We start from the raw sequence: 12,898 nt of genomic DNA on the forward strand, positions 1-12,898 counted from the left end.
GCGGGCGGCGACCTGCCGGTACAAACTTTAAGCGACGTCATCCTGCTGCGCTCCTGGTCAAATCAAACCCTTGATGGCGACATCAGTACCTGCGTCAGCGTGGCGGAGGATTCTCAAGCCTGGCCGCTGGTAACCAGCACTAACGACAATTGTCTGGGCAGCGACTGCCCACTGTACAAAGAGTGTTTTGTCGTCAAAGCGCGTAAAAAAGCGATGGATGCAGATGTGGTAGTGGTCAATCACCATCTGTTTCTCGCTGATATGGTGGTGAAAGAGAACGGGTTTGGCGAACTGATCCCCGAAGCTGACGTGATGATTTTCGATGAAGCGCATCAGTTACCGGATATCGCCAGCCAGTATTTTGGTCAATCGCTCTCCAGTCGTCAGCTGTTAGACCTGGCGAAAGACATCACCATTGCCTATCGCACCGAGCTGAAAGACACTCAGCAGTTGCAGAAATGCGCCGACCGCCTGGCGCAAAGCGCCCAGGATTTCCGCCTGCAACTTGGCGAGCCGGGCTATCGCGGCAATCTGCGCGAACTGCTGGCTGACCAGCGCGTACAGCGCGCGTTTTTGCTGCTCGATGACACGCTGGAACTGTGTTACGACGTGGCGAAACTGTCTCTTGGGCGTTCGGCGTTGTTGGATGCCGCGTTTGAGCGCGCCACGCTTTATCGCACCCGTTTGAAGCGCCTGAAAGAGATTAACCAGCCAGGCTTCAGCTATTGGTATGAATGCACCTCCCGCCATTTCACCCTCGCGCTGACGCCGCTCACCGTGGCGGATAAATTCAAAGAAGTGATGGAACAAAAGCCGGGCTGCTGGATTTTTACCTCCGCGACGCTGTCGGTAAACGATGATCTTCATCATTTCACCGCGCGGCTGGGTATAGATGACGCCGAATCGATGCTGTTGCCGAGTCCTTTTGATTACACACGTCAGGCGTTGCTCTGCGTGCCGCGCAATCTTCCGCAAACCAACCAGCCGGGAGCCGCGCGCCAGTTAGCGTCTATGCTGCGTCCCATTATCGAAGCAAACAATGGTCGCTGCTTTATGCTGTGTACCTCACACGCGATGATGCGCGATCTGGCAGAACAATTTCGCGCCACCATGACGCTGCCGGTCCTGTTGCAGGGTGAAACCAGTAAAGGGCAACTGTTACAGCAGTTTGTCAGCGCAGGGAATGCGTTACTGGTTGCCACCAGCAGTTTCTGGGAGGGGGTAGACGTGCGTGGCGATACGCTGTCGCTGGTGATTATCGATAAACTGCCGTTCACTTCGCCGGATGACCCGCTGTTAAAAGCCCGGATGGAAGACTGTCGCCTGCGTGGCGGCGATCCCTTCGACGAGGTTCAACTCCCGGATGCGGTGATCACCCTGAAACAGGGGGTAGGGCGACTGATTCGTGACGCAGACGATCGCGGTGTGCTGGTAATTTGCGACAACCGCCTGGTGATGCGGCCCTATGGTGCTACCTTCCTGGCGAGTCTTCCGCCTGCGCCACGAACGCGTGACATTGCGCGCGCGGTTCGTTTTCTTGCCATACCATCGACTGAGTAATTTGTTACGGAGTGTGGTAAGATGCGCGCCAAATTTATTGATCTGATCACAAACACCCATGCGAATTCTGGCTATCGATACCGCCACAGAGGCGTGCTCTGTTGCCCTGTGGAATGACGGTACTATCAAGACTCATTTCGAGCTTTGCCCACGAGAACATACCCAACGAATTTTACCGATGGTTCAGGAGATCCTGTCCGCTGGCGAATTAGCCTTATCCGATATCGACGCCCTGGCGTTTGGTCGCGGTCCCGGCAGTTTCACCGGCGTACGTATCGGAATTGGCATTGCTCAGGGGTTGGCGCTAGGCGCGAATTTACCGATGATCGGCGTCTCCACCCTGGCGACCATGGCGCAGGGGGCCTGGCGTAAGTCTGGCGCCACCCGCGTACTGGCGGCGATTGATGCGCGAATGGGCGAGGTTTACTGGGCCGAATACCAGCGTGATGAAAATGGCATCTGGCGCGGTGAAGAAACTGAAGCCGTGTTAACGCCTGAACAAGTACATGAACGCTTGCTGCAACTATCTGGCCAATGGGTCACTGTCGGGACGGGCTGGCCTGCCTGGCCTGAACTCGGTAAAGACAGCGGCCTGACGCTGAGCGATGGCGGTGTTCTGCTGCCGGCGGCTGAAGACATGCTGCCTGTCGCCACGCAAATGCTGGCTGCCGGTAAGACCGTGGCGGTTGAACATGCTGAACCGGTTTATTTACGTAACACCGTAGCGTGGAAGAAACTTCCCGGTAAAGAATGAATCTTAGTAGTACATCCCCGGTTAATTCGCGCAGTCGTCAGTGACCCGCATTGTGAGTTTCCCGGGGCAGGCGCTAAGAAGAGGGAGTCGCAATATGGCGGTGCAAAAGCAGGTAGTGAAAGGTGTGTTGGCGGGCGTATTGGCGTTAATGCTAAGTGGCTGCGTCACCATCCCGGATGCGATCAAAGGCTCAAGCCCTACGCCGCAGCAGGATCTGGTGCGGGTGATGAATGCGCCGCAGCTGTATGTCGGACAGGAAGCGCGCTTCGGCGGCAAAGTGGTGGATATTCAGAACCAGCAGGGGAAATCCCGTCTGGAAATCGCCACCGTGCCTCTCGATAGCGGTGCGCGACCCGTGCTGGGCGAAGCCTCTCGCGGGCGAATTTATGCTGATGTAAACGGCTTTCTCGACCCGGTGGATTTCCGGGGTCAACTGGTTACCGTCGTCGGTCCGATTAGCGGTACAGTGGACGGAAAAATTGGCAGTACGCCGTATAAATTCATGCTGATGCAGGTAACCGGTTATAAACGCTGGCATATTACTCAGCAGATTATTATGCCGCCTCAGCCGATCGACCCCTGGTTCTACGGTGCGCGTGGCTGGCCTTACGGTGGCTACGGCGGCTGGGGATGGTACAATCCCGGCCCGGCACAGGTTCAGACCATAGTAACCGAGTAACTCTTTGTTTTATTAGTAAAAGAAACAGCGGCTCGTCCGCTGTTTCTGCATTAACGTGGATATAAGAAAAATAAATAGTGACGTGCTTCGCAACCTTGTCGTTGTGTAATAAACAAACTGGTACGCTGAGTTAATATTATGTTAACAGTTTGTTTATTGCCTGGGGTTGTGATGACGACGAATATGCATTTTAGAGGTGATGTATTGAAAAAGGTTTGGCTTAACCGTTATCCCGCTGGTGTCCCTGCGGAGATCAATCCTGACCGTTATCAATCCCTGGTGGAACTCTTTGAACACTCAGTAAGGCGCTATGCCGATCAGCCCGCGTTTGTAAACATGGGGGAGGTGATGACCTTCCGCAAGCTTGAAGAGCGCAGCCGGGCGTTTGCGGCCTATTTGCAACAAGGGCTCGGGCTGAAAAAGGGCGATCGCGTCGCGCTGATGATGCCGAACCTGCTGCAATATCCGGTCGCCCTGTTTGGGATTTTACGTGCCGGCATGATTGTCGTGAACGTGAACCCCCTGTACACGCCTCGCGAGCTGGAACACCAGCTCAATGACAGCGGCGCGTCGGCGATTGTCATCGTGTCTAACTTTGCTCACACGCTGGAGAAGGTGGTCGATAAAACGTCGGTGCAACACGTGATCCTGACGCGTATGGGCGATCAACTTTCTACCGCCAAAGGGACGCTGGTTAACTTTGTCGTGAAGTACATTAAGCGCCTGGTGCCAAAATATCACCTGCCGGATGCCATCTCGTTTCGCAGTGCACTGCAAAACGGTTATCGCATGCAGTATGTGAAGCCCGAAGTGGTGTCGGAAGATCTGGCGTTCCTGCAATATACCGGCGGGACAACCGGTGTGGCGAAAGGCGCGATGCTCACGCACCGCAACATGCTGGCTAACCTTGAACAGGTTAACGCCACCTATGGACCGTTGCTGCATCCGGGTAAAGAGTTGGTGGTAACGGCCTTACCGCTGTATCACATTTTCGCGCTGACAATGAACTGCCTGCTGTTTATTGAGCTGGGTGGTCAAAACCTGCTGATTACTAATCCGCGTGATATTCCGGGACTGGTAAAAGAGCTGGCGAAATACCCCTTCACCGCGATGACCGGCGTCAACACGCTGTTTAACGCGCTGCTGAATAACAAAGAGTTCCAGCAACTGGATTTCTCCTCGCTACATCTTTCGGCAGGCGGCGGCATGCCGGTTCAACAGGCGGTGGCCGAGCGTTGGGTGAAGCTGACGGGTCAGTATCTGCTGGAAGGCTATGGCCTGACGGAGTGCGCCCCGCTGGTGAGTGTTAACCCTCACGATATCGACTATCACAGCGGCAGTATCGGTTTACCGGTTCCTTCCACTGAGGTCAAGCTGGTGGATGACGACGATAACGAAGTGCCGCCGGGTGAGCCGGGCGAACTGTGCGTGAAAGGCCCACAGGTGATGCTGGGTTACTGGCAGCGACCGGATGCGACCGATGAAATCGTCAAAGACGGCTGGTTGCACACTGGCGATATTGCGGTGATGGATGATGAAGGCTTCCTGCGGATTGTCGATCGTAAGAAAGATATGATCCTGGTGTCAGGCTTTAACGTTTATCCGAATGAAATTGAAGACGTAGTGATGCAACATTCTGGCGTACAGGAAGTCGCTGCGGTTGGCGTTCCATCGGGCAGCAGCGGTGAGGCGGTAAAAATCTTCGTGGTGAAGAAAGATGCCTCATTAACCGAAGAAGCGCTGGTCACTTTTTGTCGTCGCCATCTGACGGGCTATAAAGTACCGAAGCTGGTGGAGTTTCGTGATGAGTTGCCAAAATCTAACGTTGGTAAGATTTTGCGACGAGAATTACGTGACGAAGCACGCGCCAAAGTGGACAATAAAGGCTGAGCGTTAAGTCAGCCAGCAGAAAACGCCGGGTAATCCGGCGTTTTTTTTGGCGTAAACCTAAGAGAGCACGATTTGAATTATCAAATGATCACTACGGACGACGCGTTGGCCACGCTGTGCGAAGCCGTCCGTGAATTTCCGGCGATAGCCCTGGATACCGAATTTGTTCGCACGCGTACCTATTATCCGCAGTTGGGGTTGATCCAGCTGTTTGATGGCAAACACGTTGCTCTGATTGACCCACAGGGGATCACTGACTGGTCACCACTACGCGATATTTTACGTGATACGGCGATAACCAAGTTTCTGCATGCCGGTAGTGAAGATCTGGAGGTGTTTCTCAATGCCTTTGGGGAACTCCCTCAGCCATTGATTGACACACAAATCCTCGCCGCTTTTTGCGGTCGTCCGCTGTCGTGGGGGTTTGCCGCGATGGTGGAAGAGTTTACCGGCATAGCCCTGGACAAAAGCGAATCCCGTACCGACTGGCTGGCCAGGCCGCTGACCGAGCGCCAGTGTGAATATGCGGCGGCTGACGTCTGGTATCTGTTACCGATCACCACAACGCTGATGGCTGAAACCGAAGCCAGCGGTTGGCTGCCCGCCGCGCTGGACGAATGTCGCTTAATGCAGCAGCGTCGCCAGGAGATTCTGGCACCCGAGGATGCCTGGCGCGAGATCACCAACGCCTGGCAACTGCGTACCCGTCAGTTGGCCTGTCTGCAACTGCTTGCCGACTGGCGGCTGCGTAAAGCGCGCGAGCGCGATCTGGCGGTAAACTTTGTGGTGCGTGAAGAACACTTATGGGCGGTGGCGCGTTATATGCCGGGCAGTCTGGGCGAACTGGACAGCCTGGGTCTTTCGGGCAGCGAAATTCGCTTCCACGGCAAGACGCTGATTTCTCTTGTCGAGAAAGCACAGGCTTTACCGGAAGCGTCGCTGCCGCAACCGCTACTGAATTTGATGGATATGCCAGGCTACCGCAAGGCGTTCAAAGCCATTAAGGCGCTGGTTGCCGAAGTCAGTGCGGAGCAAAATCTCAGCGTCGAACTGCTGGCTTCACGCCGCCAGATCAACCAGTTGCTCAACTGGCACTGGAAATTAAAGCCGCAGCAATCCCTGCCTGAGCTGATTTCCGGCTGGCGTGGCAAACTGATGGCTGAGCGTCTCAACGCGCTGCTGTTGGAGTATCCGCAGTAAGCAAGCTAAAACGGGAGCCAGGTGCTCCCGTTTTTAATGGCACGGAGGTTAACCGCGCAGTGCCCGACTAATGGCCTCGCCAACCTGCTGTGTGGTGGCGTTACCTTTCATATCTGGCGTTTTCGGACCGCTGGCAATAACTTGCTCAATTGCCGCCAGAATGCCGTCGTGGGCGGCCTTATAGTTGGCATCACCGTTGCCAAGAAAGTCGAGCATCATCGCGCCAGCCCAGATTGTCGCGATTGGGTTGGCGATATTTTTACCGTAGATATCAGGGGCTGAACCATGTACCGGCTCGAACAGTGACGGAAAGGTGCGTTCCGGGTTTAAGTTGGCAGATGGCGCAATGCCAATTGTACCGGTACAGGCCGGACCGAGATCGGAGAGAATATCGCCAAACAGATTGGAAGCAACTACGACGTCAAAACGTTCCGGCTGCATCACAAAGCGGGCACAGAGAATATCAATATGCTGTTTATCCCAGCGGATCTCGGGATAGTTAGCCGCCATCGCTTCGACACGCTCGTCCCAGTAGGGCATGCTGATGGCAAGACCGTTTGATTTAGTCGCTGAAGTTAGCGTTTTGCGCGGGCGGCTTTGCGCCAGTTCAAAGGCGTAACGCAGTATACGGTCGACACCACGACGAGTGAAGACCGACTCCTGGATCACCATCTCGTGTTCGGTACCTTCGCTCACGCGTCCGCCGAGGGAAGAGTACTCCCCCTCGGTGTTCTCACGCACGACATAGAAATCAATGTCGCCCGGCTTTTTGCCTGCCAGCGGACAAGGGACGCCGGGGAACAGCCGCACCGGGCGCAGGTTAACGTACTGATCGAATTCGCGGCGAAACTTAAGCAGTGAACCCCAGAGTGAGATGTGGTCCGGGACGGTGTCCGGCCAGCCCACGGCACCAAAATAGATAGCATCGAAGGATTGCAACTGTTCACGCCAGTCATCCGGCATCATCTTGCCGTGATGTGCATAGTATTCGCAACTGGCCCATTCCATTTGTTCAAAGCTGAGCGACAAACCCCAGCGTTCGGCGGCTGCCTGTAACACATGAATGCCTTCAGGCAGGACTTCTTTACCAATGCCATCTCCGGGGATAGCGGCAATACGACAGGTTTTCTTCATAGCAGCTCTCACTTGTACGCCATCAAAATTGACTTTCCCCTCATCCTATAATTGACTGAACGATAGTTAATCCCCCTAACTGGTGAAACATAAAACACAGATCATGAATAATCTGCCGCTGTTAAATGATTTGCGCGTCTTTATGCTAGTTGCGCGTCGCGCGGGTTTTGCTGCCGTCGCCGAAGAGTTGGGTGTATCACCGGCTTATATCAGTAAGCGTGTAGCGATGCTGGAGCTGACGCTGAACGTGGTGCTGTTACACCGGACAACACGGCGGGTGACCATCACAGAAGAGGGAGAGCGGATATACGAATGGGCGCAGCGGATCCTGCAGGATGTCGATCAGATGATGGATGAGCTGTCCGATGTCAGGCAGATCCCGCAAGGGATGTTACGTATTATCAGTAGCTTTGGTTTTGGCCGCCGGGTGGTGGCTCCTGCGTTGTCTGCGCTGGCGAAAGAGTACCCACAGCTGGAGCTGAGGTTCGATGTTGAAGACCGTCTGGTGGATCTGGTGAATGAGGGCGTCGATCTCGATATTCGTATCGGGGATGATATCGCACCTAATCTGATTGCCCGTAAACTGGCGACAAACTATCGCATTCTATGCGCCTCGCCGGAGTTTGTGGCGCAGCATGGAATGCCGAAGCAACTGAACGATCTCTCTACTTTTCCCTGTCTGGTCATTAAAGAGCGTGACCATCCGTTTGGTATCTGGCAAATGCGCAATAAAGAGGGGACTCACTCAATCAAAGTCACGGGACCTCTGTCATCTAATCATGGCGAAGTGGTGCATCAATGGTGTCTTGACGGCCAGGGAATTGCTCTGCGTTCGTGGTGGGATGTCTGTAACAACATTGCCAGCGGACATCTGATACACATATTGCCTGAGTATTATCAACCAGCAAATATTTGGGCGGTTTATGTCTCCCGACTGGCGACGTCGGCAAAAATCCGTATTACCGTTGAGTATTTACGTCGCTATTTTGCCGAAAACTACCCGAAGTTTACTTTGGAATAAATGTGTTGCAGGTTGGCAAAGGACTGAAATTAAAAAAGGCAGAATACTCTGCCTTTTTTGCAATCATGACGCAGTTACACAAAAGGTTATTTAGACTCTTCTGCTTCCGGTAATGTCACGTTGAGTTCAAGGATCGAAATATCGCCGTCTTTTTGTTCAAGCTGTACGGTGACCATTTCTGGATCGATTTGTACATACTTGCAGATAACGTCGAGAATATCCTTCCTCAGCTGCGGTAAATAATGTGGCTCGGCGTCACTACGACGGCGTTCCGCAACAATAATCTGCAGTCGCTCTTTAGCGATGTTTGCTGTGCTCTTTTTCCGCGAGAGAAAAAAATCCAGTAATGCCATAACTTATCCTCCGAACAGGCGTTTGAGGAAACCTTTCTTCTCTTCTTCAATGAAGCGGAAAGGACGTTCTTCTCCCAACAGACGGTCTACGGTATCAGCATAGGCTTTACCGGCATCAGCATTGATGTCGAGAATAACCGGCTCACCCTGGTTAGACGCGCGCAGGACTGACTGATCTTCAGGAATCACGCCAACCAACTTGATTCGCAGAATTTCCAGTACGTCTTCCATGCTCAGCATGTCACCTTTATTTACGCGGCCAGGGTTGTAGCGCGTAAGCAACAGATGTTCTTTAATCGGCTCTTCACTGTTTTCTGCGCGACGGGATTTCGACGCCAGAATACCCAGAATACGGTCAGAGTCACGTACAGAAGAGACTTCCGGGTTAGTGGTGATAATGGCTTCATCGGCAAAATACAGGGCCATCAGCGCGCCGGTTTCAATACCCGCCGGGGAATCGCAGACGATGAAGTCAAAGTCCATTGCTTTCAGATCGTCAAGAACTTTTGCGACGCCTTCACGCGTCAGCGCGTCTTTATCGCGAGTCTGTGAGGCCGGAAGAATAAAGAGATTCTCGGTACGCTTATCTTTGATTAACGCCTGATTTAACGACGCATCGCCCTGAATAACGTTGACGAAGTCGTAAACGACGCGGCGTTCACAACCCATAATCAGATCAAGGTTACGCAGGCCGATATCAAAATCAATAACGACAGTTTTCTTTCCCTTCTGGGCCAAACCTGTAGCGATGGCCGCGCTGGAGGTGGTTTTGCCAACGCCCCCTTTACCCGAAGTAACAACAATAATGCGTGCCATAGAAATTCCTTGTTAAAAAGGGATCAATTCAACGGTTGAACTGTCAAAGCGTTCTCTGCTAATTGCAGACGAGCCGCTTTGCCATAAAATTCTGCTGGGATTTTATCACTCAGCCAATAAACACCTGCGATAGACACCAGTTCTGCCGTCAGATGGGTACAAAAAATTTGCGCTTCCCGGTCACCGCTTGCGCCTGCCAGCGCACGGCCCCTCATCATCCCATAAACATGAATATTGCCATCAGCGATAAGCTCTGCGCCCGCACTGACGTGGCTTGTAACAATCAGATCACATTGTGGAGCATAAATGCGCTGACCGGAACGAACCGGTACATTTATTAATCGTGTTTTTGTGACGGGAGTAACGTTTTGCGGCGGCGGGACGGGAACGGGAGCCTCAACAGGCGCGGGACGAAGAGCTTTTTCTTTACCTTCAGTCAGTAAAGGAAGTCCCATTTCGTCAATTTCAGCCTTTAATCGGGCGTCTTTGCATCCGCTAACGCCGATAATGCGCAAGCCGGTAGACGCGACAACTTCCTGCAGCGCCGACCAGTTTACCGGGCTTTCGAGACCACTCACGTTAATCACCACGGGAGCATGTTTTAAAAATGCAGGTGCCTGCGCGATTTTGTCTTCCAACGCCTGACGAATAACCTCGGGTTCTGCTTCATGTAAATGAACCACTGATAAGGTGAAGCTACTGCCTTTAAGCTCGATTGGCGTGTTTGACATCCTGGCCTTACTCAATTTGCTATTAATCATCCCCAGCGCGGGGTGATATTCCGAAGACTATAAGGCATGTTATAGTCAGTATTATATTGAGGCAAGCCACCATTCCGTGAATTCAGAGTAAAAGATATGTTTTGTGTGATCTACCGAAGCAGCAAACGTGACCAGACTTATTTATATGTCGAAAAAAAAGACGATTTCTCGCGAGTTCCTGAAGAACTGATGAAAGGATTTGGGCAGCCAACGCTGGCGATGATGCTGCCACTTGATGGTCGAAAAAAACTGGTTAATGCCGATCTTGAAAAAGTAAAACAGGCGCTAACCGAGCAGGGCTATTATTTACAAATACCGCCACCGCCAGAAGATTTACTCAAACAGCATCTGGCTGCGGCCAAACAAAATACATCAGACGCTAAACGTTAAACTGCATCCGGCAGCAGCACGTTCCATCGATGCAGTACCTGAAATCTATGACTACGTTAGGGGAAAGTAATGTATCAACATCACAACTGGCATGGTGCTCTGCTGGATTATCCGGTGAGTAAGGTGGTTTGTGTAGGCAGTAACTATGCCAACCATATAAAAGAGATGGGGGGAACCACCCCGGAAGAGCCGGTACTGTTTATCAAACCGGAAACTGCGCTGTGTGATTTGCGTCAACCGCTGGTGATCCCATCCGATATGGGGGCGGTTCACCATGAGGTTGAGCTGGCCGTACTGATTGGCGCGACCTTGCGTCAGGCGACCGAAGAACATGTGCGTAAAGCCATTGCTGGCTATGGTGTAGCGCTGGATCTGACTCTGCGCGATATTCAGGGGAAAATGAAGAAAGCCGGGCAGCCGTGGGAAAAAGCCAAGGGCTTTGATAACTCTTGTCCGCTGTCAGGATTTATCCCTGTGGCGGAATTTGATGGTGATCCGCAGGATACGATGCTCGGCCTGACGGTAAACGGCGAAACGCGCCAGCACGGCTCGACGGCAGATATGATCCATCCCATTGTTCCTTTGATTGCCTATATGAGCCGTTTCTTTACGCTCAAAGCGGGCGATGTTGTGCTGACGGGGACGCCAGCAGGTGTTGGGCCGTTAAGCAGTGGTGATGAACTGGCTATCAGTTTCCACGGACAAACTCTGACCACCCGCGTGCTGTAATCTCTGCTTGCCGCCTTTTTGGGCGGCAAAACTTGCATCAGCGTGCCAGACTGGTTATAAGGTGCAGCTTTATTACGATAGCGGATACCCTGATGAGCGACATACCTTTCTGGCAAAGTAAAACCCTTGATGAAATGACCGATGCCGAGTGGGAGTCATTATGTGATGGGTGTGGTCAATGCTGCCTGCATAAGCTGATGGATGAAGACACCGACGAAATCTATTTTACCAACGTCGCCTGTAAGCAGCTCAATATTAAAACCTGTCAGTGCCGTAACTACGAACGTCGGTTCGAATACGAGCCGGACTGCATCAAGCTCACGCGTGATAATCTGCCTACCTTTGAATGGTTGCCGATGACCTGCGCCTATCGTCTGCTGGCGGAAGGAAAAGGGTTGCCAGAATGGCATCCGTTGCTGACCGGGTCGAAAGCGGCAATGCATGGCGAACGTATTTCGGTACGTCATATAGCGGTGAAAGAATCAGAAGTGCGTGACTGGCAGGATCATATTTTGAACAAACCTTCATGGGCGGACTGAGCCGCCCATCGATTAGCAGGTGTTAAGGGTTAAGCCTTTTTCGCCTGATACATCTCATCTCCATGGTTGTCGTCTTCAACCCAAAAATTGATGTTGAACTGCGCATCGTCGCTTAATTCAACGCGATGCCAGTACTGCGGTGGGCTGGTCGCGAACTGACCGGCATTAATCACTACCTTCACTTCGGGCTCTTTTGCGTCTTCATTGGCAAAGCCATAATACGTTACCGTTCCTTCCATCACGCAGAGCTGACCAAACACGCCTGCTGCGGTGTTATGGTGAGAAAGAAGTGCTGCCGGGACGTTGTCTTTGGTGAAGAAGGGAGTAGAACGTTTCACTTTCCAGTTTGCTGGGATGCGTAAATGGGACATAAGACATCTCCTTCATGTGGCATCTATAAGATGTATTTAATATACATCTTATAGATGCCAGCAGGCAATGGATTTAAGGCAAAAAAAACGCTCCCGGAGGAGCGTCTCTGTTAGCGACCGAAAAGGTCACGTTTTTTCGGTTTGAACGGTTGTGCTATGACGACCAGTATTGCCACAACAAGATATGCGGCGAAGATCCCTAGCAGCCACTGCGGCATTTCGAGGGTTAAAAACGACCACTGACGCTCAGCGCAGTCGCCGGACGCCACAAACACCTGCGGCAGCCATTTATCCAGCGGTAACCAGCTCGGGAAGCGCGCGGCAAAATCACAGGTCATAAATGGTGACGGGTGAAGCTGAATCATGGTGTGCTCATATGCTAACTGAAGACCGCGCCAGGCACTGTAAATCCAGATAACCATCGCCACATAGCGCAGCGGTGTTTTTGGCGCGATAGCCCCCACCAGTCCCGCACCCATCACGCCAAATAATGCGCTACGTTCGTAAATACACAACACGCAAGGTTTTAGCAGCATGACGTGCTGGAACCACAGCGCGACGAGTTCCAGCGCAAAGGCGGTAAACGCCAACAATAACCATGCTCCACGACCACGGGAACACTGGTTTAAAAATCGCAACATAATAATTTCCCTGCAACATGCGTAGAGACCGCAGTTTAAACCAATTCACTTTATGCGCCA

The 12,898-nt window shown here is 52.5% G+C and carries 15 protein-coding genes; 9 read left to right on the top strand and 6 right to left on the bottom strand.

Annotated elements, in window-relative coordinates; translation table 11 throughout:
- From FDW92_RS09000 to rnd, 5 genes are all read left to right on the top strand, one after another.
- Positions 1-1,560 (top strand): ATP-dependent DNA helicase (locus FDW92_RS09000; protein WP_249357164.1); only part of this gene is annotated, 1,560 nt, incomplete at its 5' end.
- Between the two features lie 58 nt (positions 1,561-1,618).
- The gene (gene tsaB / locus FDW92_RS09005; RefSeq protein ID WP_042307866.1) at positions 1,619-2,314 is read left to right on the top strand and encodes a tRNA (adenosine(37)-N6)-threonylcarbamoyltransferase complex dimerization subunit type 1 TsaB; all 696 of its coding nucleotides are present in this window, start codon (positions 1,619-1,621) and stop codon (positions 2,312-2,314) included.
- Between the two features lie 94 nt (positions 2,315-2,408).
- Positions 2,409-2,993 carry a Slp family lipoprotein gene (locus FDW92_RS09010; RefSeq protein WP_042307869.1) on the top strand — a complete coding sequence of 195 codons (585 nt, stop codon included), beginning with the start codon at positions 2,409-2,411 and terminating at the stop codon, positions 2,991-2,993.
- Between the two features lie 204 nt (positions 2,994-3,197).
- Entirely contained in the window at positions 3,198-4,883 is a 1,686-nt protein-coding gene (fadD, locus tag FDW92_RS09015) for a long-chain-fatty-acid--CoA ligase FadD (RefSeq protein WP_123261005.1), read from the top strand.
- A gap of 84 nt (positions 4,884-4,967) precedes the next feature.
- Positions 4,968-6,083, top strand: coding sequence for a ribonuclease D (gene rnd / locus FDW92_RS09020; protein WP_042307871.1), 1,116 nt, complete (start codon positions 4,968-4,970; stop codon positions 6,081-6,083).
- A gap of 48 nt (positions 6,084-6,131) precedes the next feature.
- On the opposite strand, the gene FDW92_RS09025 is transcribed toward rnd, so the two are convergent.
- Positions 6,132-7,217 carry a tartrate dehydrogenase gene (locus tag FDW92_RS09025; protein WP_042307872.1) on the bottom strand — a complete coding sequence of 362 codons (1,086 nt, stop codon included), beginning with the start codon at positions 7,215-7,217 and terminating at the stop codon, positions 6,132-6,134.
- A gap of 103 nt (positions 7,218-7,320) precedes the next feature.
- Between FDW92_RS09025 and FDW92_RS09030 the strand changes: the two genes are divergently transcribed.
- Positions 7,321-8,238: a LysR family transcriptional regulator gene (locus FDW92_RS09030; protein ID WP_042307874.1), complete on the top strand. Its 918-nt coding sequence runs from the start codon at positions 7,321-7,323 to the stop codon at positions 8,236-8,238.
- 86 nt (positions 8,239-8,324) lie between these two features.
- Here the strand turns inward: FDW92_RS09030 and minE are convergent, their stop codons facing one another.
- From minE to minC, 3 genes are read right to left on the bottom strand one after another with little or no spacing between them, the layout of a single operon-like run.
- Positions 8,325-8,591: a cell division topological specificity factor MinE gene (gene minE / locus FDW92_RS09035; RefSeq protein ID WP_003833739.1), complete on the bottom strand. Its 267-nt coding sequence runs from the start codon at positions 8,589-8,591 to the stop codon at positions 8,325-8,327.
- Positions 8,592-8,594: 3 nt separating this feature from the next.
- Positions 8,595-9,407 carry a septum site-determining protein MinD gene (gene minD, locus FDW92_RS09040; protein WP_042307876.1) on the bottom strand — a complete coding sequence of 271 codons (813 nt, stop codon included), beginning with the start codon at positions 9,405-9,407 and terminating at the stop codon, positions 8,595-8,597.
- A gap of 23 nt (positions 9,408-9,430) precedes the next feature.
- Entirely contained in the window at positions 9,431-10,138 is a 708-nt protein-coding gene (minC, locus tag FDW92_RS09045) for a septum site-determining protein MinC (protein WP_042307878.1), read from the bottom strand.
- 126 nt (positions 10,139-10,264) lie between these two features.
- Here minC and FDW92_RS09050 point away from each other — a divergent pair, with 126 nt between their 5' ends.
- From FDW92_RS09050 to FDW92_RS09060, 3 genes are all read left to right on the top strand, one after another.
- Positions 10,265-10,558: a YcgL domain-containing protein gene (locus FDW92_RS09050; protein ID WP_006684203.1), complete on the top strand. Its 294-nt coding sequence runs from the start codon at positions 10,265-10,267 to the stop codon at positions 10,556-10,558.
- 69 nt (positions 10,559-10,627) lie between these two features.
- On the top strand, positions 10,628-11,287 hold the full coding sequence (locus FDW92_RS09055) for a fumarylacetoacetate hydrolase family protein (RefSeq protein ID WP_042307880.1): 660 nt from the start codon (positions 10,628-10,630) through the stop codon (positions 11,285-11,287).
- A 92-nt stretch (positions 11,288-11,379) separates the two neighbouring features.
- Complete coding sequence (locus FDW92_RS09060) at positions 11,380-11,826, top strand: YcgN family cysteine cluster protein (protein ID WP_003020944.1); 447 nt, start codon at positions 11,380-11,382, stop codon at positions 11,824-11,826.
- Positions 11,827-11,855: 29 nt separating this feature from the next.
- Here the strand turns inward: FDW92_RS09060 and FDW92_RS09065 are convergent, their stop codons facing one another.
- The gene (locus FDW92_RS09065) at positions 11,856-12,197 is read right to left on the bottom strand and encodes a DUF1971 domain-containing protein (RefSeq protein WP_042307882.1); all 342 of its coding nucleotides are present in this window, start codon (positions 12,195-12,197) and stop codon (positions 11,856-11,858) included.
- 110 nt (positions 12,198-12,307) lie between these two features.
- Positions 12,308-12,838 carry a disulfide bond formation protein DsbB gene (dsbB, locus tag FDW92_RS09070; protein WP_042307884.1) on the bottom strand — a complete coding sequence of 177 codons (531 nt, stop codon included), beginning with the start codon at positions 12,836-12,838 and terminating at the stop codon, positions 12,308-12,310.
- Positions 12,839-12,898: the final 60 nt, after the last annotated feature.

Source organism: Citrobacter sp. wls706, from assembly GCF_005281305.1.
In the GTDB taxonomy this organism is placed as follows: Bacteria; Pseudomonadota; Gammaproteobacteria; order Enterobacterales; family Enterobacteriaceae; genus Citrobacter; species Citrobacter werkmanii.

Coding starts and splice junctions, on each gene's coding strand:
- FDW92_RS09025 (WP_042307872.1), bottom strand. CDS start 7,217: ATGAAGAAAACCTGTCGTATTGCCGCTATCCCCGGAGATGGCATTGGT.
- dsbB (WP_042307884.1), bottom strand. CDS start 12,838: ATGTTGCGATTTTTAAACCAGTGTTCCCGTGGTCGTGGAGCATGGTTA.
- FDW92_RS09055 (WP_042307880.1), top strand. CDS start 10,628: ATGTATCAACATCACAACTGGCATGGTGCTCTGCTGGATTATCCGGTG.
- tsaB (WP_042307866.1), top strand. CDS start 1,619: ATGCGAATTCTGGCTATCGATACCGCCACAGAGGCGTGCTCTGTTGCC.
- FDW92_RS09060 (WP_003020944.1), top strand. CDS start 11,380: ATGAGCGACATACCTTTCTGGCAAAGTAAAACCCTTGATGAAATGACC.
- FDW92_RS09065 (WP_042307882.1), bottom strand. CDS start 12,197: ATGTCCCATTTACGCATCCCAGCAAACTGGAAAGTGAAACGTTCTACT.
- FDW92_RS09010 (WP_042307869.1), top strand. CDS start 2,409: ATGGCGGTGCAAAAGCAGGTAGTGAAAGGTGTGTTGGCGGGCGTATTG.
- rnd (WP_042307871.1), top strand. CDS start 4,968: ATGATCACTACGGACGACGCGTTGGCCACGCTGTGCGAAGCCGTCCGT.
- minE (WP_003833739.1), bottom strand. CDS start 8,591: ATGGCATTACTGGATTTTTTTCTCTCGCGGAAAAAGAGCACAGCAAAC.
- minD (WP_042307876.1), bottom strand. CDS start 9,407: ATGGCACGCATTATTGTTGTTACTTCGGGTAAAGGGGGCGTTGGCAAA.
- minC (WP_042307878.1), bottom strand. CDS start 10,138: ATGTCAAACACGCCAATCGAGCTTAAAGGCAGTAGCTTCACCTTATCA.
- FDW92_RS09030 (WP_042307874.1), top strand. CDS start 7,321: ATGAATAATCTGCCGCTGTTAAATGATTTGCGCGTCTTTATGCTAGTT.
- FDW92_RS09050 (WP_006684203.1), top strand. CDS start 10,265: ATGTTTTGTGTGATCTACCGAAGCAGCAAACGTGACCAGACTTATTTA.